Origin of the sequence: Phaeacidiphilus oryzae TH49, from assembly GCF_000744815.1 — a bacterium.
Taxonomy (GTDB): domain Bacteria; phylum Actinomycetota; class Actinomycetes; order Streptomycetales; family Streptomycetaceae; genus Phaeacidiphilus; species Phaeacidiphilus oryzae.
Map to the genome: position 1 here is coordinate 1,536,593 of NZ_JQMQ01000005.1, position 25,733 is coordinate 1,562,325.

General features: G+C 72.9%; 25 protein-coding genes, 1 tRNA gene and 1 pseudogene. 8 read left to right on the forward strand and 19 right to left on the reverse strand.

Annotation, left to right across the window (positions count from 1 at the left end):
- Window positions 1-35: 35 nt before the first annotated feature.
- Both BS73_RS11155 and BS73_RS11160 read right to left on the reverse strand, forming a co-directional pair.
- The gene (locus tag BS73_RS11155) at window positions 36-437 is read right to left on the reverse strand and encodes a hypothetical protein (protein ID WP_051939811.1); all 402 of its coding nucleotides are present in this window, start codon (window positions 435-437) and stop codon (window positions 36-38) included.
- Window positions 434-730 (reverse strand): annotated as a pseudogene (locus BS73_RS11160) (transposase); the annotation flags it as partial. The gene BS73_RS11155 and the pseudogene BS73_RS11160, both read right to left, overlap by 4 nt.
- Window positions 731-831: 101 nt before the next feature.
- Between BS73_RS11160 and BS73_RS11165 the strand changes: the two are divergent.
- Complete coding sequence (locus tag BS73_RS11165; RefSeq protein ID WP_235215371.1) at window positions 832-1,218, forward strand: tyrosine-type recombinase/integrase; 387 nt, start codon at window positions 832-834, stop codon at window positions 1,216-1,218.
- Window positions 1,219-1,294: 76 nt separating this feature from the next.
- Here the strand turns inward: BS73_RS11165 and BS73_RS11170 are convergent.
- The 3 genes from BS73_RS11170 to BS73_RS11180 form a co-directional block, all read right to left on the reverse strand.
- A tRNA-Pro gene (locus BS73_RS11170) sits at window positions 1,295-1,368 on the reverse strand.
- A 115-nt stretch (window positions 1,369-1,483) separates the two neighbouring features.
- Entirely contained in the window at window positions 1,484-2,143 is a 660-nt protein-coding gene (locus tag BS73_RS11175) for a polysaccharide deacetylase family protein (protein ID WP_037571485.1), read from the reverse strand.
- A complete protein-coding gene (locus BS73_RS11180) occupies window positions 2,140-2,568 on the reverse strand; it encodes a Fur family transcriptional regulator (protein ID WP_037571487.1) in 429 nt (142 codons plus the stop codon). The genes BS73_RS11175 and BS73_RS11180 overlap by 4 nt, the downstream gene beginning before the upstream one ends.
- A 289-nt stretch (window positions 2,569-2,857) precedes the next feature.
- Here BS73_RS11180 and katG point away from each other — a divergent pair, with 289 nt between their 5' ends.
- On the forward strand, window positions 2,858-5,074 hold the full coding sequence (gene katG, locus BS73_RS11185) for a catalase/peroxidase HPI (RefSeq protein WP_037571489.1): 2,217 nt from the start codon (window positions 2,858-2,860) through the stop codon (window positions 5,072-5,074).
- A 302-nt stretch (window positions 5,075-5,376) separates the two neighbouring features.
- Here the strand turns inward: katG and BS73_RS11190 are convergent, their stop codons facing one another.
- Window positions 5,377-5,811 (reverse strand): MerR family transcriptional regulator, encoded by a 435-nt coding sequence (locus BS73_RS11190; protein ID WP_037571490.1) that lies wholly within the window; start codon window positions 5,809-5,811, stop codon window positions 5,377-5,379.
- An 81-nt stretch (window positions 5,812-5,892) separates the two neighbouring features.
- On the opposite strand from BS73_RS11190, the gene BS73_RS11195 reads away from it, so the two are divergent.
- Window positions 5,893-6,636 (forward strand): SDR family oxidoreductase, encoded by a 744-nt coding sequence (locus BS73_RS11195; RefSeq protein ID WP_037571491.1) that lies wholly within the window; start codon window positions 5,893-5,895, stop codon window positions 6,634-6,636.
- 13 nt (window positions 6,637-6,649) lie between these two features.
- Here the strand turns inward: BS73_RS11195 and BS73_RS11200 are convergent, their stop codons facing one another.
- Window positions 6,650-8,152 (reverse strand): glyceraldehyde-3-phosphate dehydrogenase, encoded by a 1,503-nt coding sequence (locus tag BS73_RS11200; RefSeq protein ID WP_051939812.1) that lies wholly within the window; start codon window positions 8,150-8,152, stop codon window positions 6,650-6,652.
- 93 nt (window positions 8,153-8,245) lie between these two features.
- Window positions 8,246-8,830, reverse strand: coding sequence for a cysteine hydrolase family protein (locus tag BS73_RS11205; RefSeq protein WP_051939813.1), 585 nt, complete (start codon window positions 8,828-8,830; stop codon window positions 8,246-8,248).
- Between the two features lie 362 nt (window positions 8,831-9,192).
- On the opposite strand from BS73_RS11205, the gene BS73_RS34585 reads away from it, so the two are divergent.
- Entirely contained in the window at window positions 9,193-9,729 is a 537-nt protein-coding gene (locus tag BS73_RS34585) for a vitamin K epoxide reductase family protein (protein ID WP_161789661.1), read from the forward strand.
- 277 nt (window positions 9,730-10,006) lie between these two features.
- Window positions 10,007-10,201 (forward strand): DUF5133 domain-containing protein, encoded by a 195-nt coding sequence (locus BS73_RS11215; RefSeq protein WP_037579109.1) that lies wholly within the window; start codon window positions 10,007-10,009, stop codon window positions 10,199-10,201.
- A gap of 167 nt (window positions 10,202-10,368) precedes the next feature.
- On the opposite strand, the gene BS73_RS11220 is transcribed toward BS73_RS11215, so the two are convergent.
- From BS73_RS11220 to BS73_RS11255, 8 genes are all read right to left on the reverse strand, one after another.
- A complete protein-coding gene (locus BS73_RS11220; protein WP_037571492.1) occupies window positions 10,369-10,842 on the reverse strand; it encodes a Dps family protein in 474 nt (157 codons plus the stop codon).
- An 88-nt stretch (window positions 10,843-10,930) separates the two neighbouring features.
- On the reverse strand, window positions 10,931-11,383 hold the full coding sequence (locus BS73_RS11225; RefSeq protein WP_037571494.1) for a response regulator: 453 nt from the start codon (window positions 11,381-11,383) through the stop codon (window positions 10,931-10,933).
- The gene (locus tag BS73_RS11230) at window positions 11,364-13,337 is read right to left on the reverse strand and encodes a sensor histidine kinase (protein WP_063836964.1); all 1,974 of its coding nucleotides are present in this window, start codon (window positions 13,335-13,337) and stop codon (window positions 11,364-11,366) included. Before BS73_RS11230 ends, BS73_RS11225 begins: the two co-directional genes overlap by 20 nt.
- Window positions 13,334-14,590, reverse strand: a complete 1,257-nt coding sequence (locus tag BS73_RS11235) for a PP2C family protein-serine/threonine phosphatase (RefSeq protein WP_051941382.1) — start codon at window positions 14,588-14,590, stop codon at window positions 13,334-13,336. The genes BS73_RS11230 and BS73_RS11235 overlap by 4 nt, the downstream gene beginning before the upstream one ends.
- A 137-nt stretch (window positions 14,591-14,727) precedes the next feature.
- The gene (locus BS73_RS11240; RefSeq protein WP_037571496.1) at window positions 14,728-15,099 is read right to left on the reverse strand and encodes an STAS domain-containing protein; all 372 of its coding nucleotides are present in this window, start codon (window positions 15,097-15,099) and stop codon (window positions 14,728-14,730) included.
- Between the two features lie 103 nt (window positions 15,100-15,202).
- Entirely contained in the window at window positions 15,203-15,754 is a 552-nt protein-coding gene (locus tag BS73_RS11245; protein WP_235215373.1) for an ATP-binding protein, read from the reverse strand.
- Window positions 15,755-15,863: 109 nt separating this feature from the next.
- The gene (locus BS73_RS11250) at window positions 15,864-16,874 is read right to left on the reverse strand and encodes an RNA polymerase sigma factor SigF (protein ID WP_084703966.1); all 1,011 of its coding nucleotides are present in this window, start codon (window positions 16,872-16,874) and stop codon (window positions 15,864-15,866) included.
- Window positions 16,875-17,475: 601 nt separating this feature from the next.
- Window positions 17,476-17,874, reverse strand: a complete 399-nt coding sequence (locus BS73_RS11255) for a DUF5997 family protein (protein WP_037571498.1) — start codon at window positions 17,872-17,874, stop codon at window positions 17,476-17,478.
- Window positions 17,875-17,931: 57 nt separating this feature from the next.
- On the opposite strand from BS73_RS11255, the gene BS73_RS11260 reads away from it, so the two are divergent.
- The 3 genes from BS73_RS11260 (at window position 17,932) to BS73_RS11270 (ending at window position 19,844) form a co-directional block, all read left to right on the forward strand.
- On the forward strand, window positions 17,932-18,783 hold the full coding sequence (locus BS73_RS11260) for a LysR substrate-binding domain-containing protein (RefSeq protein WP_037571499.1): 852 nt from the start codon (window positions 17,932-17,934) through the stop codon (window positions 18,781-18,783).
- A 112-nt stretch (window positions 18,784-18,895) separates the two neighbouring features.
- Window positions 18,896-19,504 (forward strand): hypothetical protein, encoded by a 609-nt coding sequence (locus BS73_RS39430; RefSeq protein ID WP_235215374.1) that lies wholly within the window; start codon window positions 18,896-18,898, stop codon window positions 19,502-19,504.
- Window positions 19,505-19,613: 109 nt separating this feature from the next.
- A complete protein-coding gene (locus tag BS73_RS11270; RefSeq protein ID WP_037571500.1) occupies window positions 19,614-19,844 on the forward strand; it encodes a hypothetical protein in 231 nt (76 codons plus the stop codon).
- Window positions 19,845-19,854: 10 nt separating this feature from the next.
- Here the strand turns inward: BS73_RS11270 and BS73_RS11275 are convergent, their stop codons facing one another.
- The 3 genes from BS73_RS11275 to recQ all read right to left on the reverse strand — a co-directional run bounded on the left by BS73_RS11275 (window position 19,855) and on the right by recQ (window position 25,531).
- Window positions 19,855-20,106: a Smr/MutS family protein gene (locus tag BS73_RS11275; protein WP_037579122.1), complete on the reverse strand. Its 252-nt coding sequence runs from the start codon at window positions 20,104-20,106 to the stop codon at window positions 19,855-19,857.
- Between the two features lie 221 nt (window positions 20,107-20,327).
- Window positions 20,328-23,042, reverse strand: coding sequence for a GH92 family glycosyl hydrolase (locus BS73_RS11280; protein WP_407674996.1), 2,715 nt, complete (start codon window positions 23,040-23,042; stop codon window positions 20,328-20,330).
- Between the two features lie 491 nt (window positions 23,043-23,533).
- On the reverse strand, window positions 23,534-25,531 hold the full coding sequence (gene recQ, locus BS73_RS11285; protein WP_051939816.1) for a DNA helicase RecQ: 1,998 nt from the start codon (window positions 25,529-25,531) through the stop codon (window positions 23,534-23,536).
- Between the last annotated feature and the right edge of the window lie 202 nt (window positions 25,532-25,733).

The following is a 25,733-nucleotide window of genomic DNA, read 5'->3' on the forward strand; positions in this document are numbered from 1 at the left end:
AGGAGCAATAGCCAGGAGTTGTGGGTGAGTTGTTTTCAGCTCTTGGTCTCGATGGCCTCGGTGTTCGACCCGGCGGCCGTCTTGAGCTGGAGCCAGTTGGATGATGTGAGCAGGTCGTCCGGCTGCCAGGGAAGCTTGAGCGTGACGGCGCGGAAGAGTGACCACTCCCGCAGGCGCTGGCCCAGGAAAGGGTGGCCGAACGCGGCCTGGCCCATCGCCTGTGCCCACCCCTGGTAGGCGGGGCCGGGGTAGAGGTCGCCGGCGCGACGGTCCAGGTGCCGCAGCACGGCGGACTGGGCCATCGTCTGGTCCGGATCGGTGAGCACGCGGCTGACCAGGTCGACCTCGTCTCTCTCGGCGACCTGCTCCAGCCTTTCGAGGTAGGCCGCGAAGCGGACGTGCTCGTCCGGGTTCTGCACGATCTCGTGGAGGTTCATGCGGCCTGCTCCTCGCGCTCGACCAGGACGCCGTCCTCCCATCGTGCGCCGGCGCGGACCAGGGACACCAGGGGGGCTCCGGTGAACGCACGCCATCGCGCCTGGACGGACTCGACCAGCTTGAGCACCCTCGCGAGCGCGGCCGCGGGGCTGCCTGCGCCTCGCGTGACCGTGGTGCGGAGCTTGGCCGTGGAGAAGGTCGACTCGATCGGGTTGGTGGTCCGCAGGTGGATCCAGTGCTCGGCGGGGAGGTCGTAGAACGCGAGCAGTTCGTCCCGGTCCTCGGTGATCTTCGTGCCGACAGACCGCCCCTGGCCCCGGCGGACTGCGCGACAAGGGGACCAAGGGCAAGCGGCGCCGCAAGATCCCGCTGATCCCGGCGATCCGGCCGCTGGTGGAACAGCGCCTCGACTCGGTGGGCTCTGATCCGATGGCGCGGCTGTTCACCGGGCCGCGCGGCGGACGGATCACCACGGCGGTCCTGCGGGACGCCACCCACTGGGATGAGGTCGTGGTCACGCTCGGGTACGAGTACCTGCGGCGGCACGATCCGCGGCATACCGGGCTGACGTGGATGGCCGATGCCGGCGTTCCGCTGCACGTCTTGCAGAAGATCGCCGGGCATGGGTCGATCGCCACGACGCAGCGCTATCTGCACCCCGACCTGCGGTCGATCGAGCTGGCCGGAGAGGCGCTGAGCCGCATCTCGCGCGCGCTCGGGAGGCGCCTGGTCCCCAGGTGGTCCCCAAGGCGGAGCGGCCGAGGCATCTGCGCGTCGTGAAGTGATCGGCTCCGAGAACTACAAAAGGCCCGTGGACCTGGGATTTAACTCCCTGATCCGACGGGCCTTTCGGCTGTCGGGACGACAGGATTTGAACCTGCGACCCCTTGACCCCCAGTCAAGTGCGCTACCAAGCTGCGCCACGTCCCGAGGCCGGTTGCCTTGCGGCGGTTGGCCTGTCGGCCGGTTGCCCGGCGACGGGGAAAACAATACCGCACTTCGGGGGGTGGTTGTACGCACCCCCGGTGATCGGCGGTCGGCGGTGTCAGTCGGCGGTGAGGTGGGCGAGGGGGAGGTCGGGGTGGCCGGGGCGGAGGGGGAGGCAGCTCGGGGGGAAGTCCTGGACCAGGTCGGCGCCGCGGCGGGAGAGCTCGTCGAGGAGGCGCGGGAGGTGGTCCATCGCGCCGGTCGGGAGGTCGTGGAGGACGACCAGGCTCCAGTCGCGGGAGTCGGGGGCGGCCGCGTCGGCGAGGAGGCGGTCGACCCAGCCCTCCGGGTCGTCCCAGTCGTGGGGCAGGGAGTTCCACAGGACGCAGGTGTACTCGTGCCGGCGGAGGTGGTCGAGGGCGGCGCTGCCGAAGACGCGGCGGTCGAGGATGCCGCCGCCCGCGTACGGGCGGAAGAGGAGCTCGGGGGTTCCGGCGGCGAGGTCGCCGATGAGGTGCTGGGCATCGGCGATCTCGCGGGCCACCAGTTCGGGGTCGCCGGGGGCGTCGCCGAACTGGACGGTGTGGGTGAGGGTGTGGTTGCCGATCCAGTGGCCGGCCGAGGCGGCGCGGGCGGCGAGTTCGCGGGCCGCCGGGTCCCGGAGGCGGTCGGCGACCAGGAAGAAGGTGGCCCGGACGGAGTGGGCGGCCAGGGCGTCCAGGACCTGGGGGGTGGTCTCCGGGGTGGGGCCGTTGTCGAAGGTGAGGGTGATCTTCACGGGCGGTCGCCCTTCGCGGCGCAGTCGGGGCAGAGGCCGCGGTAGGTGATCTCCGCGGTGGTGACGGTGAAGCCGAAGCGCTCGGAGGGCGGCAGCGCGGCCAGCGGGTCGCCGGTGGGGTGGACGTCCCGGATCGTTCCGCAGCGGGAGCAGACCAGATGCTCGTGCGGGCGGCGGGCGTTGGGGTCGTAGCGCTTGGCGCGGCCGTCCGTCGAGACCTCGACGACCTCGCCGATGGCGACCAGTTCGCCGAGGGTGTTGTAGACGGTCGCCCGGGCGATCTCCGGCAGCCGGGCGGTCGCGCGGGCGTGCACCTCCTCCGCGGTGAGGTGGACGTGCTCGCCGTCCAGGACCTCTGCGACGACGCGCCGCTGGGAGGTCATCCGCCAGCCGCGCGCGCGAAGCCGTTGCAGCAGGTCACTCATGTCGGATCACCTGTTCGCCTGTTCGCTTGTACGCCTGTTCGGTGGGGCGGTGGGCGGTACGGGACGGATTCACTCCGATGGGATACGGGCTTGGCTTACATCTTGACTTAGACTCTGTCCATCGTAGGATCGGCTCCGGCGAGAGCCAAGGGGCGGGACGGCGCCGGGACGGCGGAGATCGGCGGCGACCGGCACCGGTCTGCACCGGTCGGCACCGGTCGGCGCCCCTCGGCGGCTCCCCGCCCGCGGTACCTGTGCACCGTGATCCACCAGGTCCGGAAGGATGCCCATGTCTGAGAACGTAGATGCGAACGCCGCAGGTGGCTGCCCGGTTGCGCACGGACGTGCCCTCACGCCCCCGCAGGGCGGCGGCAACAGCCAGTGGTGGCCCGAGCGCCTCAATCTGAAGATCCTTGCCAAGAACCCGGCCGTGGCCAACCCCATGGGCGAGGACTTCGACTACGCCAAGGAGTTCGAGTCCCTCGACCTCCCGGCCGTCAAGCGGGACATCGAAGAGGTCCTGACGACCTCTCAGGACTGGTGGCCCGCGGACTTCGGCCACTACGGCCCGCTGATCATCCGGATGGCCTGGCACAGCGCCGGCACCTACCGGATCACCGACGGCCGCGGCGGCGCCGGCGCCGGCCAGCAGCGCTTCGCCCCGCTGAACAGCTGGCCGGACAACGTCAGCCTGGACAAGGCCCGCCGCCTCCTCTGGCCGGTGAAGAAGAAGTACGGCCGCAAGCTCTCCTGGGCCGACCTGCTGATCCTGGCCGGCAACGTCGCCCTGGAGTCGATGGGCTTCGACACCTTCGGCTACGCCGGCGGCCGCGAGGACGTGTGGGAGCCGGACGAGGACGTCTACTGGGGTCCCGAGACCACCTGGCTTGACGACCAGCGCTACAGCGGCGACCGCGAGCTCGAGGAGCCCCTCGGCGCCGTCCAGATGGGCCTCATCTACGTCAACCCGGAGGGCCCCAACGGCAATCCGGACCCGGTCGCCGCGGCCCGCGACATCCGCGAGACCTTCCGCCGGATGGCGATGAACGACGAGGAGACCGCCGCCCTCATCATCGGCGGCCACACGTTCGGCAAGACCCACGGCGCGGCCCCCGACTCCCACGTCGGCCCGGAGCCGGAGGCGGCCCCGCTGGAGGACCAGGGCCTCGGCTGGAAGAACAGCTTCGGCACCGGATCGGGCAACGACACCATCACCTCCGGCCTGGAGGTGATCTGGACCCCGACCCCGACCCAGTGGGACAACAGCTTCCTGGAGACCCTCTTCAAGTACGACTGGGAGCTCTACCAGAGCCCGGCGGGCGCCAACCAGTGGCGGCCGAAGGACGGCGCCGGCGACGGCACCGTCCCGGACCCGCACGACCCCGCCGCGCGCCGCCACCCCTCGATGCTCACCACCGACCTCTCGATGCGGTTCGACCCGATCTACGAGCAGATCTCGCGCCGCTGGCTGGAGCACCCGGAGGAGCTGAAGGACGCCTTCGCCCGCGCCTGGTACAAGCTGACCCACCGCGACATGGGCCCGATCGCCCGCTACCTCGGCCCGGAGGTCCCGGACGAGGTGCAGATCTGGCAGGACCCGCTGCCCGCCGTCGACCACCCGCTGGTGGACGCGGCGGACGTGGCGGCGCTGAAGCAGCAGGTGCTGGACTCCGGCCTGACGGTGTCCCAGCTGGTCTCGGCGGCCTGGGCCTCGGCCTCGTCCTTCCGCGGCAGCGACAAGCGCGGCGGCGCCAACGGCGCCCGGATCCGCCTGGAGCCGATGCGCAGCTGGGAGGTCAACGACCCGGACCAGCTGGCGACCGTGCTGCGCACCCTGGAGGGGATCCAGGCGCAGTTCAACTCGTCGGCCTCCGGCGGGAAGAAGATCTCGCTGGCCGACCTGATCGTGCTGGCCGGCAACGCCGCCGTGGAGAAGGCCGCCAAGGACGGCGGCGTCCAGGTCGACGTGCGGTTCACCCCGGGCCGTACGGACGCCTCGGAGGAGCAGACCGACGCCGAGTCGTTCGCGGCTCTGGAGCCGGGCGCGGACGGGTTCCGCAACTACCTCGGCAAGGCGAACCGGCTGCCGGCCGAGTACCTGCTGCTGGACCGGGCCAACCTGCTGACGCTGAGCGCCCCCGAGATGACCGTGCTGGTCGGCGGCCTGCGCGTGCTGGGCGCCAACCACCAGCAGTCCAAGCAGGGCGTCTTCACCGACCGCCCGGGCGTGCTGAGCAACGACTTCTTCGCCAACCTGATCGACATGGGCACGGAGTGGAAGCCGGTCGCCGAGGACGGCAGCGCGTTCGAGGGTCGCGACCGGGCGAGCGGCGAGCTGAAGTGGACCGGCAGCCGGGTGGACCTGGTCTTCGGCGCCAACTCCGAGCTGCGGGCGGTGGCCGAGGTCTACGCGGCCGACGACGCCAAGGAGAAGTTCGTCAAGGACTTCGCGGCGGCCTGGGCGAAGGTCATGGAGCTGGACCGGTTCGAGCTGAAGCGGAAGTGAGCCGGGGCGGGCGGGCCGGCTGACGCTGCGTCGGCCGGTCGGCCTGCCGGCCTGCCGGCCTGCCGGCCCGGACGGTCGGTGGGCCCGGACGGACGGCCCGCCGGCCCGGACGGTCGGTCGGCCAGGACGGCCGGTCGGCCGGCCCGGACGGTCGGCCGGATCGTCGGCCGGCCCGGCCTGGTCTGGCCGTTCGCTCGAAGGGCGTCTCCCCCCTCGTGGGGAGGCGCCCTTTTCGCGCGCTGAGGTCGCCGAGGGGGCCCGAACGCACCGAGCACGCTGAGCGGCGCGCGCCGAGCAGGCCCTCAGGGCGTGCGCGGGGTGGTCCAGAGGCCGTGGGCGGTGCCCTCGGCGAGGCGGCGGCGGTAGGTGTCGATCTTGTGGTCGATCAGCCCGAGGTTCTCGGTGAGCGTGGCGATCTCGGCGGCGACCTGCTCGCGGTGGGACTCGAGCAGTTCCAGCCGCTCTGCCTCGTTGCCCTCACCGGCCCGGACCAGCTCCGCGTACTGGCGGATGAGGTCGATCGGCATCCCGGTGGCGCGCAGCTTGGTGCACATGGAGATCCACTTGAGGTCCGCCGCGGAGTAGCGGCGGCTGCCGCCGCTGGTGCGGTGCGGGGAGGCGGCCATCAGGCCGGTGCGCTCGTAGTAGCGGAGGGTGTGGACGCTGACGCCGGTGCGGCGGGCGGCCTCGCCGATGGTCACGGCCTCTCCGGTGGGTACGGCCTCGGGTGCCGACATCACGCCGTTCCCTGTCTCTCGGTTCGTCCCGGACGCACTCGGCTTGATCTAGAGCGCGCTCTAGATCCTAGCATTCGAGTCATGCCATCGAATTCATCGAGCAAAGCAAGCGAAGCCGGGAATGCGGCCCCGAGCATTCTGATCGTCGGGGCCTCGCGCGGACTCGGCCATGCCATGGCCGCGGAATTCCTGAAGAAGGGTTGGGATGTCACCGGAACCGTCCGGGCCGGATCCGAGCGGACGCCTCTCCACGCGCTCGCCGAGGAATGGCCCGGCCGGGTCGGAATCGAGATCCTCGACATCAACGCGCCCGAGCAGCTCGCCGCCCTGCGGGAGCGGCTGGCCGGGCGGGTCTTCGACATCCTGTTCATGAACGCGGGGACCACCAACAACGAGCAGACCCCGATCGGACTGGTCTCGGCGGAGGACTTCACGCAGGTCATGGTGACCAACGCGCTCAGCCCGATGCGCGTGGTCGAGGCCCTTGAGGGCCTGGTGACCCCGGACGGGCTGATCGGCGCGATGTCCTCCGGGCAGGGCAGCATCACCAACAACAGGACGGCGCTGCGCGAGGTCTACCGCGGCAGCAAGGCCGCCCTCAACATGTTCATGCGCAGCTTCGCCGTGCGGCAGTCGGAGGCCGGCCACGATGGCCGGGCGTTCGTGCTGATGGCGCCGGGATGGGTGCGGACGGAACTCGGCGGGCCGGATGCGCGGCTCACGATCGAGGAGAGCGTGCCCAATCTGGTGAATGTGCTTCTGGAGAAGAGGGAAAGGCCCGGCCTGGAGTATCTGGACTACCTCGGCCGGACCATTCCGTGGTGAAAGCGAACCGCCGTCAGACCGCCGAGACCGCCTGGACGGCCGACACCGCCGACACCGCCGACACCGTCGCCGGCTTCGGGAAGGTCGGGTACTCGACGCCGGAGACGTGCTGGACGACCCGGACGACCTGGCAGGAGTAGCCGAACTCGTTGTCGTACCAGAGGTAGAGGATGGCGTTGTCGCCGTCCACCTTGGTCGCTCCGGCGTCGACGATCGAGGCGTGCCGGGAGCCGATGAAGTCGCTGGAGACGGCGTCCGGCCCGTTGGTGAAGTCGATCTGGCGGCGCAGCGGGGAGGTCAGCGACACCTCGCGCAGGTAGTCCACGACCTCCTCGCGGCTGGTCTCGCGGGCCAGTTGGAGGTTGAGGATGGCGATCGAGACGTCCGGCACCGGCACCCGGATCGAGCTGCCGGTGATCTTCGCCTTGAGGTCGGGCAGCGCCTTGGCCACGGCCGAGGCGGCGCCGGTCTCGGTGATCACCATGTTGAGCGGCGCGGAGCGGCCGCGGCGCTCGGACTTGTGGTAATTGTCCAGCAGGTTCTGGTCGTTGGTGAACGAGTGGACGGTCTCCACGTGGCCGCGGAGCACGCCGTACTCGTCGGCCATCGCCTTCAGCGGCGGGACGATCGCGTTGGTGGTGCAGGAGGCGCAGGAGAGGATCCGCTCGTCCGGCTTGAGGGTGTCGTGGTTGACGCCGTGGACGATGTTGGGGACGTCGCCCTTGCCCGGGGCGGTCAGCACCACCTTGGCGATGCCGGGGCGGAGGTGCTGGGAGAGCCCCTCGCGGTCCCGCCACCTGCCGGTGTTGTCGATCAGGATGGCGTCCTGGATCCCGTACGCCGTGTAGTCCACGGCGGCGGGGTCGTTGGAGTAGACGACCTGGATGCCGTTGCCGTTGGCGATGATCCGGTGGTGCTCCGGGTCGACCGTGATGGTGCCGTTGAACTGGCCGTGGATGGAGTCGCGGCGGAGCAGCGAGGCGCGCTTGACCAGGTCCTGCTCGGTGTCGCCGCCGCCCGGGCGGACCACGATGGCGCGCAGTCGGAGGCCGTTGCCCGATCCGGCCTTCTCGATCAGCAGCCGGGCCAGCAGCCGGCCGATCCGCCCGAAGCCGTAGAGGACGACATCGCGGCCGGCACCGCGCTCGAGCCCTCCGGTGCCGATGGCGCCGGCCACCGCCTCCGCCGTGTACTCGGCGGCCGAGAGGCCGCGGTCGTCCGCCTTGTGCCCGGCGGCGAGGATGCCGAGGTCGATCTGCGAGGGGCCGAGGTCGAGGTCGGCCAGCGCCCGGAGGAACGGCATGGTCTCGGTGACCGAGAGCTCCTCGCCGGCTATCTGGCGGGCGAACCGGTGGGTCTTGAGGATGCTGACCACCGATTTGTTCACCAGGGAGCGGCTGTGCAGCAGGACGTTGACGTCCCGCTCGCGGTGCAGCCTCCCGATGATCGGGATCATCGCCTCGGCGATCTCCTCGCGGCGCTTCCAGTCGGTGAACAAGTCGTCGTTGACAGTCACAACTTCATCTTTCGGGCTAGCTGAGGGTGACCTTCATGCTAGCCAGCGCCCACGGTCCGGACGGCGGCGGGTCGCGGGTGATCCTCGTCGCTCTCAGGACAGCGAGTCCGCCCAGTCCCGGACGGTGCTGACGGTGCCCCGCTTGGCGAAGAAGCCGGCGAGAAGGGCCTCGTGGAACTCCGGCTTGAGGTCGGCGCAGCCGTCGGAGAGGACGGTCAGGCGGTAGTCGCGGTCGAAGGCCTGCACGGCGGTGGCCAGGACCACGCCGCCGGTGGCGATGCCGGTCAGCACCAGGTGCTCGATCCCGGCCGCGGCGAGCAGCTGGTCCAGGTTGTTGCCGGTGAAGGCGCCCACCCGGTTCTTGGTGACGACCAGTTCGCCGGGGAGCGGGGCGACCGCGGGGTGGATCTCGCCGTTCGGGTCGCCCGGGACCAGCGCGTCGGCCGGGAGGGCGGAGAAGACGACGTTGCGCGGGTGGACCTCGGGGTGGCCGGGACGGAAGCCGAGGACGATGTGGATCACCGGGACGCCGGCGGTCCTGGCCGCGCCGACCGCCTCCCCGAGACGGGCGAGGTACGCGTCGGCGTCCGGGAGGCGGCCGACGGTGGCGTGCTGGACGTCCATCACGAGCAGGGCGGTGGCGCCGGCGGCGCCGGGAGCGGCGGAGGGGGTGGGCATGGGGTCACTTCCTCGAAGACTGGGCATTATGACAGGCCGTACTTAACAGCCTAGCCTGTTCTTCTGTCCGCTGCCCGGCAGGCTCCGCAGGGCCGGCCGGTGATCCCGCCCCGCCGCCCGCCGCCTATGCCCTGCCGGCGCAGCCGGACTCCGCGGCGGTACGGCAGGGGCGGCGGGCACCCGGCGGGACCGCGGGCGGCTGACGAGCGTCTTTCGCGGAGGACGCCCAGGGCGCGTGGGCGGCGAGCGTGCGCGGGGGGCGGATCCCGAGCGGGGAGAGTCGGGGTGTGCCGCCGGGTGCCGCGCGGGCAGACCCCGCTTGTGGCGGCCGGCGGTCGGCGGCCGGAAGGAGCGGTATGCGCGTGGGCATCAGCGGAGTCGCCGAGCCGAACGCTTCGAATCCGGGCGCCGAGGAGCCGGGCGCCCCCGAGCCGGGCGCTCCCGAGCCGGGCCGGGCGCAGGGCGCCTCGGAGACCGGGCCGGCGGGGGTGGTGGAACCGCTGCCGGGCGGGGTCCTGGTCGTGGCCGGGCTGACGTTCGCGCTCTCCGGGGCGGCCATCGCGGCGCTGCTGGCGGCCGGTGTGGACGGGCCGTCCGGCGGCACGGCGGAGGCGGCGCTCTGGGGCGGTGTACCGGTGGACTGGCCGGCGCTGGCGTACTTCCTCGTCGCGGCCGGGCTCCACACTCCGGCGGCCTGGCGCAGCCGCTCCCCCGCGCTGCGTGCGACGCGGCTCGGGCTGAGCGCGGTGGGGGCGGCCTCGCTGGTCTACCTCTTCTACGCCGACCTCCTGCGCGACCAGGAGGTCTGCCTCTGGTGCACCGGACTGCACCTGGTGGCCGGGGGGCTCGCGGTCCTCACCGCGCTGGGCACGGGGCTGACGGCGCCGACGGCCGGCTGACGGACCGTCATCGGCCGGCCCGGCCCGGCGGCGAGGCCCCTGGCAACGAAACCCCCAGCGACGAAACCCTCGGCGGCGAGACCCCGACGACGAGCACCCGGCGGCGAGACCCCAGCGGGGCCACCTCTGGGGCCCGGGTGCCCTGTGTGGCCAACTACCAGTCGGCGGTGCGGAGTTGGCGCCTGCGTGGTCGGGATGCCGCTGGGCCGGTTCGCGTTAGGAGAGGCTGAAGCCGGGTAGGCGCGCAGTGCTCACCGACTTTCCACGGGAGGGTTTCATGGCGATCGTCGATCCGCTGGTGCTGCGCCGCCTTGTGGAGCGCTACACGGCCGTCACGGCCGGCGTTCCTGGTCCGGGACAGCGCGAGGACCTGGAGTACACGCTGTGCGTGTACTGCGGTGTGCGCGACATCGAGGCCGCGCTCGCGCGGGCGAACGAGATCCTCGGCGCACCGCCTACGGCCGCAGCCTGAGGGGGGCGACGAGGCTCGGTTCGGCGACGAGGCTCAGGTCAGCCGAGATCAGCGCAGCCCAGCGGACAGGGGCGCGGGGACTCCGATTCACGGAGTCCCCGCGCCCCTGTCCGCTGTTGCGATCATCCGGCCCGGCCGACCCGGCAGCCCGGCGGCGCTCTCCCCGGTCACCCGGCGGTCTGCGCCTGGAACATCCAGTGCTGCTTCTCCAACTCGGCGGTGAGGCCGATGAAGAGGTCCTGGGTCACCGGGTCCGGCCCCTCGGTGGCGGCGATCCGGTCGCGCATCCGGGCCACCAGCTCGCCCAGCGCGCGGACCAGCGCCCGCACGGTGTCGTCGTCGGACACCCAGCCGGAGGCGTACTCGGGCAGCGAGCTGCTGCGGGCCACGGTGGCGGCCCGGCCGTCCGGGCTGACGCCGAGGGCCGAGGCCCGCTCGGCGACCGTGTCGGTGTAGCTGCGCGCCAGCGTCACCACCTCGTCGAGCTGCAGATGGACCGAGCGGAACCGCGGGCCGACGATGTTCCAGTGCGCCTGCTTCGCGGTCAGCGAGAGGTCGATCAGATCGGCGAGGGTGTCCTGCAGCGTCTCCGCAGTGACCTTGAGGTCGGTCTCGGGCAGCGTGCTCTTGATGGCGGTCACGGTGGTGGTCCTCCTTCGCGGTCACACGTCCTTCTGCGTTTCGCGTGCCCGATGATCCGCAGGTCATGCAGGTCATGCGGGACGGACGTCATTCGCGGCGGGCGCGCGGCAGCCGGACCACGGTGAGGAAGAAGTCGTCGATGTGCCGGATGGCGGCGATGAACTGGTCCAGGTCCACCGGCTTGCTGACGTACGCGTTGGCGTGCAGCTTGTAGCTGCGCAGGATGTCCTCCTCGGCGGAGGAGGTGGTGAGCACCACCACCGGTATGTGGGTGAGCTCCGGGTCCGACTTGATCTTCTCCAGCACCTGCCTGCCGTCGTACTTGGGCAGGTTGAGGTCGAGGAGGACGAGGTCCGGCACGGGGGCGTCGGCGTACTCCCCGCGGCGGTAGAGGAAGTCCAGCGCCTCCAGGCCGTCGCGGACGACATGCAGCGTGTTGCCGATCTTGTTGTCCTCGAAGGCCTCGCGGGTCATCAGCTCGTCGCCGGGGTCGTCCTCGACCAGCAGGACCTCGATCGGCTCAGGAGTGCTCGGCTGCATGGGCTTCTTCCGTCGGTGGGGCTTCGGCCCGGGGGCCGTCGGTCGTGGGGGCTTCGGCCTCAGGGCCGTCGGGGCCCTCGGTCGCAGGGCCGTCGGTCGTAGGGCCGTCGGTCGTAGGGCCGTCGGTCGTAGGGCCGTCGGTCGCAGGGCCGTCGGTCGTGGCGCCCTCGGTCGCAGGGCCGCCGGGCGCCGGGGCCCCGGCCGCCGCCGAGGGCGGGTCGGCGGCGGCCGTCCGCTGCGCCGGCACCTCCTGGGCGAGCGGGAGGGTGAAGGAGATGTTCGTGCCGGGGTCTTCGGAGCGCTCCACCCAGATCCGGCCCCCGCAGTACTCGACGATCTTCTTGCAGAGCGAGAGGCCGATCCCGGTGCCCTCGTACTCGTCGCGGGCGTTGAGCCGCTGGAAGATCACGAAGACCTTCTCCCGGAACTCCTCCGGGATCCCGATCCCGTTGTCGGCCACCGAGAAGCGGGCCATCCCGGGGTCCTCCGGGTCCGGCGCGCAGCGCACCACCACCCGCGAGGGCCGGTCCGGGGAGCGGAACTTGACCGCGTTGCCGATCAGGTTCTGCCAGAGCATCCCCAGCAGCAGCGGGTCGCCGTGCACCTGGGGCAGCTCGTCCGGGCGCTCGATCTGGGCCCCGCCGCGCTCGATCGCCGCGGAGAGGTTGTCCAGCGCCCGGTCCACCGCGGCCTCGCTGTCCACGGTCTGGTCCGCGCCGTGCACCCGCCCCACCCTGGAGTAGGTCAGCAGGTCGTTGATCAGGTTCTGCATCCGCTTGGCGCCGTCCACCGCGAAGTCGATGTACTGGCGGGCGCGGTCGTCCAGCCGGTCGCCGTACCGCTTCTCCAGCAGCTGGCAGAACGAGGCCACCTTGCGCAGCGGCTCCTGGAGGTCGTGCGAGGCCACGTAGGCGAACTGCTCCAGGTCGGCGTTGCTCCGCCGGAGTTCGACGGCCTGGGCGTCCAGCGCCTCGCCCTGGGCCCGGAGCCGCCGCTCCTGCTCCTGGGCCGCGTCCAGCTCGGCGATCACCCGGGAGCGCATCTCCTCCACCGCCTGGGCCACCGCCCGCAGATCGGACGGGCCGTGGTCGGGTATCCGGTAGCGCAGCTCGCCGCCGGCGACCCGGTTGGCGGCCTTGCGGATGGTCAGCAGCGGCCGGATCACGGCGAGTTGGACGAGCACCGCGATCCCGCCGCCGATCACCACGAAGGCCGCGAGCAGCGCCACGAAGAGGACGTCCCGCTGGTGCTGGGCGACGGAGAGCCGGTGCTCTCCGGTGGTCCGCTGGGCGTCCAGGTCCCTGCTCTGCGTGCCGAGCAGCGCGCGCAGCCGGTCGAACTGCGGTTTCCCGGCGTCGAATCCGGCGATCCGGCGGGCCGCGTCGCCGCCACCGGCCCGGCCGGCGTTCCCGCCGGAGGCGCCGGTCCGCCCGGAGGCGTTCAGCGCGGGCTCGGCGAACTGGGTGCGCCAGGCGCCGGCGGCGCGCTCGATGGCGGTGAGGTCGGCCCGCACCCGGGGCTCGTCGCCGAGTGCCGAGGTGAGCCGCGCGACCGACTGGCGCTCGATCAGCAGCCCCTGGTCATAGGGCTGGAGGAGGTCGCGGTTGCCGGTGAGGAGGTAGCCGCGTACGCCGGTCTCCTGGTCGAGGAGCGCGGACTGGAGCTGGGCGGCGGCCAGCCGGGCCGGGGCCACCTGGTCCACCAGGTGCTGCCCGGCGGCGTCCGCCCGGGCCAGCAGGATCGCGCCGGCGATCCCCACCACGACCGCGACCGCCCCGATCGAGCCGAAGGCCAGCATGAACCACTGCCGCACGCTCCACCGCGACCGGCGCAGCCAAGGCCGGCCGGTGAGCAGGCCGGTGAGCAGGCCGATGCTCCGTCCGGTACGCCCGCCGCCACGCCGAGCGTCCTGCCGGGCGTCCTGCGGGGCGTCCTGCCGGGCGTCGGCGCTCATCGGGGATGCCCCCATTCCAGGTGGAGGACGGCGACGTCGTCGGCCAGCCCCCCGCTGTCCGCGGCAAGCCGCTGCGCCGAGTCGATGACGGCGTCCAGGAAGTCGTCGGCCGGCCGGTCCGGATGCCGGTTCGCCAGTTCCACCAAACCCTCCTCGCCGAGGCGTTCGCGTCCGCTCCCGACCCGGCCCTCGATCAGTCCGTCGGTGAAGATCACCACCGCCCCGCCCGGCGGCACCTGGAGGGTGCTCTCCGGCCAGTCCGCGTGCTCCGGCAGGATGCCGAGGGCGGGGCCGCCGGGGAGCTCGATGAAGCGGACCCGCTCGGGCGGTTCCCGCAGCAGCAGGCCCGGGTGCCCGGCCCTGAGCACCCGCACCTCGCGCCGGTCGGGGGCGATGGACAGCTGGGTCAGGGTGGCGAAGATCTCGGTGCCCGCCCGCTCGGCGACCAGCACCCGCTCCAGCAGCCGGAGCAGCGGCGGCCCGGAGAGGCCGGCCAGGACGAAGGCCCGCCAGGCCACCCGGAGGCAGACGCCGAGCGCCGCCTCGTCCGGCCCGTGGCCGGAGACGTCGCCGACGACCGCGTGGAGCATGCCGTCGGGAGCCTCCACCACGTCGTAGAAGTCGCCGCCCAGCAGGGCCTGCTGGCGTCCCGGCCGGTAGCGGGCGCGGATCCGCACCCGGGGGTCGCGGACCAGGGGGGTGGGCAGCAGCCCGCGTTCCAGCCGCGCGTTCTCCGCCGCCTGCAGCCGGCCGGCCTGGAGGGCGGCCGCGGCCTGCTCGGCGTACCGGCGCTGGACGGCGTAGCGGATCGCCCGGCCCAGCAGGTCGCCCTCCACCCGCCCCTTGACCAGGTAGTCCTGGGCGCCCGCGGCCACCGCGGCGAGGCCGGTGCGCTCCTCGGAGAGGCCGGTGAGCACCACCACGGCGGCGTGCGGGGCGGCGGCCAGGATCCGGCGCAGCCCGTCGAGACCGACCGCGTCCGGCAGGTGGAGGTCGAGGAGGACGCAGTGCAGCGGGCCCCCGCGGGCGGCGGCGCCGCCCTCCCCCGCGGGCGCGGGCACCGTCGCGGGGACGGGCGGCCCCGGCAGCGCCTGCAGGGCCTTCTCCGCCTCGGCGACGGAGCGGACCCACCTCAGTTCGCGTTCCAGGCCGCTGTCCGCGAGCAGCTCCTCGACCAGCAGCGCGTCCCCGGGATCGTCCTCGACCAGCAGGATGCCCAGCCGCTCGGTCCCCTGCCGGTCCAGAGCGGGCATCTCGTGGGCGCTGTCCGCACCCGGCACTGGGCGGCCCTCCTCGACTGACGGTCCTGTGCCCAGTTGGTACCGGGACGGTGAATACATATCACAGGACCGGCGCGCCGCCGGTGCCGGTATTTGACCTGTTTCCACGCTCAGTCGACCAGGGCGCCCTCGACGTCGGCGCGGCAGTCCAGCACCTCGGACACACCGGTCACCCGGAGCAGCCGCAGCACCCCCTCGGGCACCGCGGCCAGGCACATCCCGATGCCCTTGTCGGTGGCGGACTGGCGCAGCCGCAGCAGCGCGTTGAGACCCGACGAGTCGCAGAAGAACAGCTCGGAGCAGTCCACCACGACCCGCGCCGCAGGGGCGGTCCGCCCCCCGCCGAAGGCCTCGCGCACCGCGGCCTCGAACTCGCCCGCGGTGTCCAGGTCCAGCTCTCCGTCGCAGGCGACGACGACCGCGCCGCCGGGGCGCCGGTCCACTCGCAGCGCGAGTCCCGCCGCCGCCGTCTCATCCGTCAACTCAGCCTCCCGGCCCGGGTCCACCCTCGGTGGCGCCACTCCGACATCCGGCACCGTTCCGCCGCCCGCACGGACTCCCGTGCGGGCGGCGGAACGGTGCCACCTACGTCCAACTCCCCAGCAGCCGCGACGGGTCCGCCGGGCCGCGGGCCTCGCCCTTACCGCCCGAGCGCTCCTCGGGCCGGCCCGCCGTCCTGCCGAACGGCGCGGGCAGGGCCACCTGTGCCCATACCTCCTTGCCGCCGCCGGAGACCGGCTGCCAGCCCCAGTCGGCGCTCAGCCGGGCGACGATGAACAGTCCGTGTCCGCCCGGAAGCGTTCCGTTGCGGTCCCCGCGCGGCGCCGGGCCGACGGGGCTGGCGTCCCGGACGGCGATCCGCAGCCGGCCGGAGCCCTGCGCCTCCAGCCGGAGCTCCTCCGGCCCGCCCGCGTGGAGGCAGGCATTGGTCACCAGCTCCGAGACCAGCAGGAGGACGTCCTCGGTCTCCGGGGCGGAGCCGTCGGGCAGCCCCCAGTCGCCGAGCGCCTTGCTGGTGAACCGCCGGCAGCGGGCCACCACGCCCCGGGCCTCGCCCAGCAGCAGCCGCCGGGTCTGCCGCATCGGCGGCCGGGCGTCCGGCCAGGGCGCTTCCGTCGAGGGGGTTCGGGTCGTCACGTGGTGCCTCCCTCACTCGACGCCACCGGAACCGGCGACCGGTCTCCACTGTCTCTCCTGCCCCGGCGGGCCCCCGTGACACCCGCCATCGGGAGCGGCGCCGAACGGGTCAGCCGGGCGGGATCCGCCGGCCCTCGCCAGGGTCCCCGTCGGTCAGCAGGCCCTCCCGCAGCCGGCTCAGCGTCCGCGAGAGCAGCCGGGAGACGTGCATCTGCGAGATGCCCAGCCGCTCCCCTATCTGGGACTGGGTGAGCTCGTCGCGGAAACGCAGCTCCAGGATGGTCCGCTCGCGCTCCGGCAGCTCCGCGATCAGCGGCTTGAGCGAGTGGAGGTTCTCGATCCCCTCCAGCGCCGGCTCGTCGAAGCCGATCCGCTGCTCCAGGCTGCTCTGGGCGTCCTCCTCGGTGTCGCCGGCGAAGGCCGCGTCCAGCGAGGCGGCGGTGTAGGCGTTGCTGGCGGAGAGGCCCTCGACGATCTCGTCCTCCTCGAGGCCGAGCCGCTCGGCGAGCTCGCGGACCGTCGGCGGGCGGCCGAAGCGCTGCTCCAGGTCGTCACTCGCCCTGGCCAGCGCGAGCCGGAGCTCCTGGAGCCGGCGCGGCACCCGCACCGCCCAGCTTGTGTCCCGGAAGAAGCGCTTGATCTCGCCGATCACGGTCGGCATCGCGAAGGTCGGGAACTCCACCCCGTAGGAGGGGTCGAAGCGGTCGATCGCCTTGATCAGGCCGATCGTGCCCACCTGCACGATGTCGTCCATCGGCTCACTGCGGGTGGCGAACCGCCGGGCCGCGAACTTGACCAGGGCCAGGTTGAGTTCGATCAGGGTGTTCCGCACGTACTGGTACTCGTGGGTGCCCTCTTCGAGCTCCGCCAGCCTGACGAAGAACTCCCGGGACAGCTCACGGGCGTCCGCAGGCGCCACCCGGGAGGGGTCGGACACCTCGGGCAGTCCGTCCATGCCGCCGCCGTCGGCGCCGGTTCCGCCGGTTCCGCCTGCGCCGGTTCCGCCCGTGCCGGGCGGCGGGGCCACTGCCGGCGCCCGTCCGGCCGCGTGGGCCGGGTCGAGGCCGTCAGGGTGACGGACCGGCGTGGCCGCCGGCGCCGTCCGAATGCTGGTCGCCATCGTCGTCTCCTCCCGATTGCCGGCGGCACGTACGGGCCGCTTTGCGCTCTGCCGAGGTGACGATCGCCTGCCCAGCACCGCCCCTGCCAATCCCGATGATTTTCGGAACGTTCCTGATGGGGGGTCAATTCGCTGATGGGCGGGGGCGGATGGGGATCGTCCGGGTCCGCGGACGCAGCGTGGTCGGAGCGCCGAGCCCCGGGGCGGTGGCCGGCGGGGGGAACCGGCGGGCGGAAGCCGACGGGCGGCCCGGCAGCCAGCAGCCGGGAGCCGGCGAGAGGGGCGGGTCAACCGGCTCAGCGCGTCACGCGGGTCCTGCGGCGCCCCGGCCTCTCCCCCATCGGCTCGTCCTCGCGGGGGACTTGGCTGGGCGCCTCGCCGCCTCGCGCGAAGAGACGGCCCCCGGCCGCCGCCGTACGGGACGGGGCGGCCGGGGGCCGGGGCCGGGGCCGGTGGTCCGGGGCCGGGGCCGGGGGCCGGTGGTCCGGGCGCCGGGGGCCGGGGCCGGGCGCCGGTGGGCCGGGGCCGGGGCCGGGCCGGCGCCCAAGAGGGGCCGGCGCGAGCTCGGCGGCGGGATGCCCGGAGGCGGCTGCCGCCTCTCTCAGGCCTGCTCCTCCTGAGCCTCCTGGGCCTGCTTCTCCTTGAGGCGGCGGGCCTCCTCGCGGACCGCCGCCTGGGTGGCGCGCTCACGCTGGAGCCAGTCCGGGTTCTCCTCCTTGAGGGCCTCGATCTGGTCGGAGGTCAGCGCCTCCGTGACGCCGCCGCGGGCCAGGCCGGAGATCGACACCCCGAGCTTGGCGGCCACCACGGGCCGCGGGTGCGGACCGTTGCGGCGGAGCTCGGTCAGCCACTCCGGCGGAGCGGCCTGGAGCGCGTTCAGTTCGTCGCGGGAGACCGGACCGTCCTGGAACTCGGCGGGGGTGGCGGGGAGGTACACGCCCAGCTTCTTGGCCGCGGTCGCGGGCTTCATGGTTTGGGCGGTCTTGCGGGGCGATGTCATGCGCACAAGAGTAAGGCAGCCGAAGCGCCCGTCCGTCACCCTCGGTAGCCTTGCCGCGTGACGGAGACCCAGGTGACCGAGAGCTTCCGGTTGGCGTACGTACCCGGTGTGATCCCCGGCAAGTGGGGGCGGACCTGGGAGGCGCGGCTGCCGGAGGTGCCGCTGGAGCTGCTCGCGGTGGAGGCGGACCGCGCCGAGCCCGCCCTGCTGGCGGAGGAGGCGGACGCGGCCCTGGTGCGGCTGCCGGTGGACCGGGAGCGGCTGCACGCCATCCCGCTCTACACCGAGACCACGGTGGTCGTGGTGCCCAAGGAGCACTGGCTGGCGGCGGCCGAGGAGGTCGAGGCCGGCGACCTGGCGGAGGATGTGGCGCTGCACCCGCTGGACGACGTCCTCGGCTGGGACGCCCTGCCCGGCGTACCGGCCAGGGAGCGGCCGGCCACCACCAAGGACGCGGTCGAGCTGGTCGCGGCCGGGATCGGCGTGCTGCTGGTGCCGCAGTCCCTGGCCCGGCTGCACCACCGGAGGGATCTGACCTACCGGCCGCTGGCCGGGCAGGGCGAGGAGGACCCGGACGGCTCGGTCGCGCGCTCGCGAGTGGCGCTGGCCTGGCGGCAGGACCGGGGCACGGATCTGGTCGAGGAGTTCATCGGGATCGTCCGCGGGCGCACCGTGAACAGCTCGCGCGGACGCGGAGCGGGCGGCTCCGGAGAGCCGGCGGAGCCGAGGAAGAAGCCCGCGAAGGGCGCGGCCTCGGGGAAGGCCGGGGCTTCAGGTAAGGCGGCGGCTTCGGGGAAGGCCGCGAAGTCCGCGCAGCCGGGCAGGGGCGGGAAGCCGGCGCCGAAGCAGCAGCAGAAGCAGCCGCGGCGGGGCGCGGCCGGCCGGCCGCAGCGCCGGGGCAAGCGCTGAGCGCGGAGGGATTCGCACGCTTTCTCCCCGTGCGGCCGGACGGCGATTGGAATTCTCGTCACTGAGCGTGAAAGAATGGTCACGGTCCGACGCACCGTCAGAAGGGTCTGCCATGAAGCGTTTCGGGACGGTCGTCGGCGCGGCCGTACTCCTGGCCGCCGCGCTGGTACCGGCGGCCTTCGCGGCCCCGGCCTCGGCGTCGGCCTCGGCGACCGCCGGGCCCGGCTCGGCCACCGCCGTCGCAGGGTCCGCCGCCGCCTCCGCCCCGGACGCATCCGCTCCGGCTGCCGCGGGGACGGCCGCGGCGTGGCCGGTCCCGGCGGCGCTGCCGCCGTACGGGGCCGCGAGCGCGACCCTCCCCGCGGTCGCCGCCCACTCCCCCGTGGTGCTGCTGGACTGCCTGAACCACCCGCATGTGCGGCCGGGCTACTACATGATCGCCTGCGGCGACGGCAACAACTACCTCACCGGGATGCACTGGCGCTGGTGGGGCGGCGGCTCCGCGAAGGCGGTGGGCACAGACGTCGCCAACGACTGCGTGCCGTACTGTGCGGCCGGGCACTTCCACCGCTACCGCGCCGTGGTCCGCCTGGACCGGCCCGCCCGCTGGACCGGCCACCCCGGGCGCCTGCGGTTCTCCCGGCTGACGGTGAGCTACCCCGGCGCACGGCCGGCCGGCGCCCCGCGGGCCTTCTCCTTCCCGCTGCCGCCGCTGCCGTAGCCCCCGCCTCCGCGACGACGGGTCGGGGCCCAGCCCCTCCGTCCGTCGGGGGCGATCTCCTCCGCAGGGTGTACGCAGGAGCTGTGCGCGCGATGTGAGATTAGTAAGCGTGTGCGGCACCCCGGATCTGACGGTACTTCAGGCACGCGTCCGTGCGGCCTGGTCCGAAGTGGCCGAGGCGCGGGACGCGTGTCGCGCGCTGCCGCCGGACGCCGGGGCGGAGGCGCGGCTCCGGGCGCAGCGCCGGCTCGCCGTCTGCGAGGTGCACCACGCGGTGGCCCAGGAGCTGCTGCGCCTCGGAGAGCAGCGGGAGAAGGAGGAGGACGGCGGCAGGAGGTGAGAGTGCGGCGTCAGCCGCGGCGGAAATGGATGAGGATCCGGCCGGGGTTCTTGGGGTCGATCTCGCGGCGCTCGTAGAGTCGGGCGATATGGCGCTGGTCGAGGAAGTCCAGCACCCGCTTGCGCAACTGGCCCGAGCCCTTGCCGGGGATGATCTCCACCACCGGCTCGCCGGACTTGGCGGCCCGGAAGAGGAACTGGCGCATCGCCAGCTCGATATCCCGGTTGTTGCGGAAGATGGGGTGGAGATCAAGGCTCAGCACGCCCCGCATGCTAGCGCCGGGGCGGCTGCGCCGGGGGCGCGCGAACGGGGAGCGCGCGAGCTGGCGGCGTGAAAGCTCGGGGCCGCGAAAGCCCGGGGCCACGAAAGCCCGGGCCGCGAAGCTGTGGCCGCCAAGCCGGGGGGTACACGAGCCGGGGGGCTCCGGTGGGCGGGGTCGAGGGGGCCCGCCCACCGGAGGTAGTTCCCCGGGCGACCGGTCGGTCAGCCGACGTTGACCGTGACGGTCCGGGTCACCGAGTCGCCCTGGGCGTCGGTGGCCTTGAGGGTGACGGCGTAGGCGCCGGCCGCCGTGCCGGCCGGGACGGTGATCGTCACCGGGGTGCCGACGGTGGTCGGCAGGTCGTCCGACGCGACGTCGAGCTGCTTGCTCGCCGGATCGGCGGTGAGCGGGGCCGCCGCCGAGGTGGTGAGGGTGCCCTGGGCCTGGCCGGGCGCGGTGAGCACGGTCGTCGCCGTGACCGTTCCGGTGGCGCCGGCCGCGATGCTCAGCGAACCCGCCGAGACGCCCAGCGCGAGGTGGTGCTGGGGCGCCGACACATGGTCGATCGCGGGCGGCGCGTCCGCGGCGGCCGTGCCCCAGCTGGACGGGGAGGTGCCGACGGTGAAGGCGATGCTGCCGGCCCTCCGCAGGTCGTCCGTGGTCAGCCAGGTGGCGTCGTGCTTCTTGCCGCCCACCGTCACGGACTGGGTGTAGCGGGCCGCGTCCGAGGTGCCGGGCGCGGTGATGGTGAGGTGACCGGCCGGGTAGTAGCGCCGGTCCAGGGTGACGTCGGCGCGGGCGAAGGCCGGGGTGGTGAGGCCCCAGGTGGCCTGGCCCGGGGAGACCGGGTAGATCCCGAGCGAGGAGAGGACCATCCAGGAGGACATCTCGCCGAGGTCGTCGTTGCCGGTCATGCCGGTCGGCCCGTCGGTGAAGAGGGTCAGCGCGGCGTGGACGACGTCGGTGGCCTTCCAGGGCTGCCCGGTGGAGAGGTAGGTGTACGGGGCGCCGAGGTCGGGCTCGTTCTGCGGGTTGTACTTGTCCTGGTTGTAGTAGGTGTAGGGGCCGTTGACCCAGACGTTGCGGGCGGTGCCCGCCGGGTCCTGGACCAGCTGGTCGTAGGCGAAGAAGGAGTCCAGGCGCTGGTTGGCGGCGGACTCGCCGCCGATCATCGACACCATGCCGGAGACGTCCTGCGGGACCAGCCACATGTACTGCCAGGCGGTGCCCTCGTGGAAGCCGGTGGAGTTCGCCGGGTCGGTCGGTCCGGTGAAGACGCCCTGGGTGTCGCGGGCCCGGAACCAGCCGGTGCTCTTGTCGAAGTCGTTGCGGTAGTTCTGGCCGCGGGCCAGGTAGCGGGCCGCGTCGGCGGTGTGGCCGAGCTTCTGCGCCATGCTGCCGAGGGCGGCGTCGGCCAGGGCGTACTCCAGGGTGGTGGAGGGGCCGTGGTCGTAGTCGTAGTCGCCGGGCTTGTGCGGGGCGTCCGGGTTGAGCATGACGTAACCGTCTTGCAGGTACGTCGAGTTGGCGCCGCGGCCCTCGAACTGGGAGGAGGCCGGCGGCTCGGAGTCGGCGTTCTTCTTCAGCGCCTGGTAGGCCTCGTTCTCATAGCCCTTGAGCAGGCCCTGGTTGAAGGCGTTCACCAGGTACGGGGTGACCGGGTCGCCGGTCATGATGTTGGTCTCGACCGTGCCGTAGCCCCACTTGGGCAGCCAGCCGCCCTGCTCGTCGACCTTGAGAAGGGAGATCGCCATGTCGCGGGACTGCTGGGGGGCGAGGAGGGAGAGCAGCTGGGCCTGGGAGCGGTAGGTGTCCCAGAGCGACCAGTTCTGGTAGTACGTGAACCCCTTCGCGGTGTGCACCTGATCGTCCCAGCCCCGGTACTGGCCGGTGACGTCGGTGCCGGTGTTCGGCGAGGCGAGGGAGTGGTAGAGGGCGGTGTAGTAGGCCCGGCGGCGGTCGCTGGTGCCGCCCTGGATCTGGGCCTTCTCCAGCCAGCTCTCCCAGGTGTGCTGGGTGGCCGCCCTGCGCTGGTCGAAACCGCCGGCGCCTTCGGCCTGGAGGTTGCGCAGGGCGCCCGCGGTGCTGACGTACGACACGGCGGTGGTGGCGGTGACGGTGCGGTCGGCGGTGCTGCCCCCGCTGGTGTCGAAGCGGGCGAAGGCGCCGCGCAGGCCGCTGCCGGTGGAGGAGTCCGAGCCGTCGGTGACCGTGCTGCCGGACCAGGTGCCGTGATCGGTGAAGGGCCGGTCGAAGCGGGTCACGGTGTAGACGGTGTAGGGGCGGGTGCCCTGACAGAAGCCGCTGCCGGTGACGGTGGCGGCGATGGTCCGGTCGTCCAGGACGGTGACCGTGCTGCTGCTCACGCTGTGCAGCGCCTGACCGCTGTTGAGCAGGACGTTGGCCTTCGCGCCGGCGGAGGCCGGGAAGGTGTAGCGCTGGACGCCGGTGTGGGTGGTGGCGGTCAGCTCGGCGTTGATCTTGCTGCCGTCGGGCTGGCTCAGGCCGACCTGGTAGTAGCCGGCGGTGGCCTGCTCGTCGGCGTGACTGTAGGGGGCGGCGTACGCGGCGTCGTCGGTGGACGTGATGTCGCCGGTGGTGGGCAGCACGGGGAGGTCGCCGCCGAGGCCGCAGCCGACGCCGGAGAGGTGCACCATGCTGAAGCCGCGGATGCTGGACTGGGTGTAGTCGTAGCCGGTGTTGTGGCCGGTGTCCGGCGAGATCTGCACCTCGCCGAAGGGGGCCATGGCGCCGGGGTAGGTGTTGCCGTCGTTCTCGGTCCCGATGAAGGGGTTGACCAGATCGGTCAGTTGACCGGGGGTGGCGGTGGTCGCCGCGTGGGCGGCGGGGCTGGCGAATGCCCCTATGCAGCAGACGGCCGCGAGCGCGCCCAGGGCGCGTCTCCAACCGCGTGGAAACGAATGACTCTGCGTCAAGATCCCGCGCTCCTTCGCGCTTTGGACAACGTTGTCGGTGGCACGCGTTTAGATGGCAGGATGGTTGCGCTGGTACGGAGCTGTCAAGATTCCGTGCCTGATCAGGATGTGACTGGGCGTCAGAGTGGGGCGCCCCGGGCGGTGGCGGCGAAGCCGCGCAAGCAGGGGCGCGGGGTTGCCGCGGCGAAGCCGCGCAAGCAGGGGCGCGGGGAACTGCGCGGCCGAGCGGCTACGGCGCCGCGCACGGCGACGGCGACCGGGTTGCAACCCAGGCCCCGTCGCCGCGCGCGGCGGAGTGCGGCGCCGCGCCCGGCCGGGCCCGGTCGCGCGGCCCCGAGGTTGCCGCGGCGAAGCCGCGCAATCAGGGGCGCGGGGAACTGCGCGGCCGAGCGGCTACGGCGCCGCGCACGGCGACGGCGACCGGGTTGCAACCCGGACCCCGTTGCCGCGTGCGGCGGAGTGCGGCGGAGTGCGGCGCCGCGCCCGGCCGCTCAGAACTCCGGGTCGTCCGGGTACGGGGGCTCGTCGTCGGGGAAGGGGGGCTCGTCGTGGTCGGGGGTGAAGGAGGTGACCGGCGCGGCAGGCGCCTGGTCCGCCAGGACCTTGAGGATGGACTCGCCGTACTTGGCGAGCTTGTTCTCGCCCACGCCGTTCAGCGCGCCCAGCGCGGCCACGCTGCCGGGACGCGTCGTCGCGATCTCGCGCAGCGTCGCGTCGTGGAAGACGACGTACGCCGGCACGCCCTGCTCCTTCGCCGTGCTCGCGCGCCAGGCGCGGAGCGCCTCGAAGACGGGCGCGGCCGACTCGGGGAGGTCGACCGGGGCCTTCTTGGCCTTGGGGCCGGAGGACGAGGAGGAGGACGAGCGCGAGCGCTCCACCCGCTTCGGTTCGCGCCGGAGCTGGACCTCCCGCTCGCGGTTGAGGACGGAGGCGCTGCCCTCCGTGAGCACCAGCGCGCCGTACTCGCTCTCGACGCCGAGGAGGGACTGCGCCAGCAGCTGCCGGACGACCCCGCGCCATTCGGCGACCGACAGCTCGGTGCCGATGCCGAAGACCGACAGCTGGTCGTGGCGGAACTGGTCGATCTTCGGGGTGTGCTTGCCGAGGAGGATGTCGATCAGGTGGCCCGCGCCGAACTTCTGCCGGCGCTCGCGGTCCAGGCGGACCACGGTGGAGAGCAGCTTCTGCGCCGGCACGGTCGCGTCCCAGGTCTCCGGCGGCGTGAGGCAGGTGTCGCAGTTGCCGCAGTTCGCGCTCTCGGCCTTCTGGCCGAAGTACTCCAGGAGGCGGGCGCGCCGGCAGTCCACCGTCTCGCAGAGCGCCAGCATCGCGTCGACGTGCTCGCCCAGGCGGCGGCGGTGGGCGTCGTCGCCCTCCGAGGTCTCGATCATCTTGCGCTGCTGGACGACGTCCTGGAGTCCGTACGCCAGCCAGGCCGTGGACGGCAGGCCGTCGCGGCCGGCCCGGCCGGTCTCCTGGTAGTAGCCCTCGACCGACTTCGGCAGGTCGAGGTGGGCGACGAAGCGGACGTCCGGCTTGTCGATGCCCATCCCGAAGGCGATGGTGGCGACCATCACCAGGCCCTCCTCGCGGAGGAAGCGGGACTGGTGGTCGGCGCGGGTCCCGGCGTCCAGGCCGGCGTGGTACGGCAGGGCCGGGATGCCGTTCTGGACCAGGAAGTCGGCGGTCTTCTCCACCGAGGCGCGGGAGAGGCAGTAGACGATGCCGGCCTCGCCCGGGTGCTCGTTGCGGAGGAAGGAGAGCAGTTGGCGCTTCGGCTCGTTCTTGGGCTCGATCCGGTACTGGATGTTGGGCCGGTCGAAGCCGGCCACGAAGTGCCGGGCCTCCGGCTCGGTGAGCTGGAGGCGGTGGGCGATCTCGGCGCGGGTGGCCTCGGTGGCGGTCGCGGTCAGCGCGATCCGCGGGACGTTCGGCCAGCGCTCGTGGAGCTGGGACAGTTCCAGGTAGTCCGGGCGGAAGTCGTGGCCCCACTGGGCGACGCAGTGCGCCTCGTCGATGGCGAAGAGAGAGATCTCGGCGCGGTCCAGAAGGTCCTTGACGGCGGGCAGCCTCAGGCGCTCGGGGGCGAGGTAGAGGAGGTCCAACTCGCCGTGCAGCAGGGCCTGTTCGGTGGCGGTGCGCTCGTCGGGGAACTGGGTGGAGTTCAGGAAGCCGGCCCGGACGCCGAGCGCGCGGAGGGCGTCGACCTGGTCCTGCATCAGGGCGATGAGGGGGGAGACGACGATGCCGGTGCCGCGGCGGACGAGGGCGGGGATCTGGTAGCAGAGCGACTTTCCGCCGCCCGTCGGCATCAGGACGAGCGCGTCTCCGCCGGCGACGAGGTGGTCGATGATCTCGCTCTGGCGGCCGCGGAAGGAGTCGTAGCCGAAGACCCGGCGCAGGGTGTCGAGCGCGGCGGGATCACCGGCGGGGGTGGTGCCGGTGATGTCGTCGTTCGGGTCGGTCGCCAGGTCGTCCGCAAGAGCCATCCCGCCATGCTAACGGCCCCCGCGGGCCTCCCCCGCCCCGTTGGGCGAGCCTGTGGATAACTCTGCGTTCGCCTCCCCCGCGCCTTGCCGCTTACCGCGCTTCGCGGCGCGATGTCGCGCGCCGCCCTGCGCAGCGCCGCAGGCGCAAATCGGGGGCGCGGGGAACTGCGCGCCCAGCCGGCTACGGCGCCGCACCCGGCAA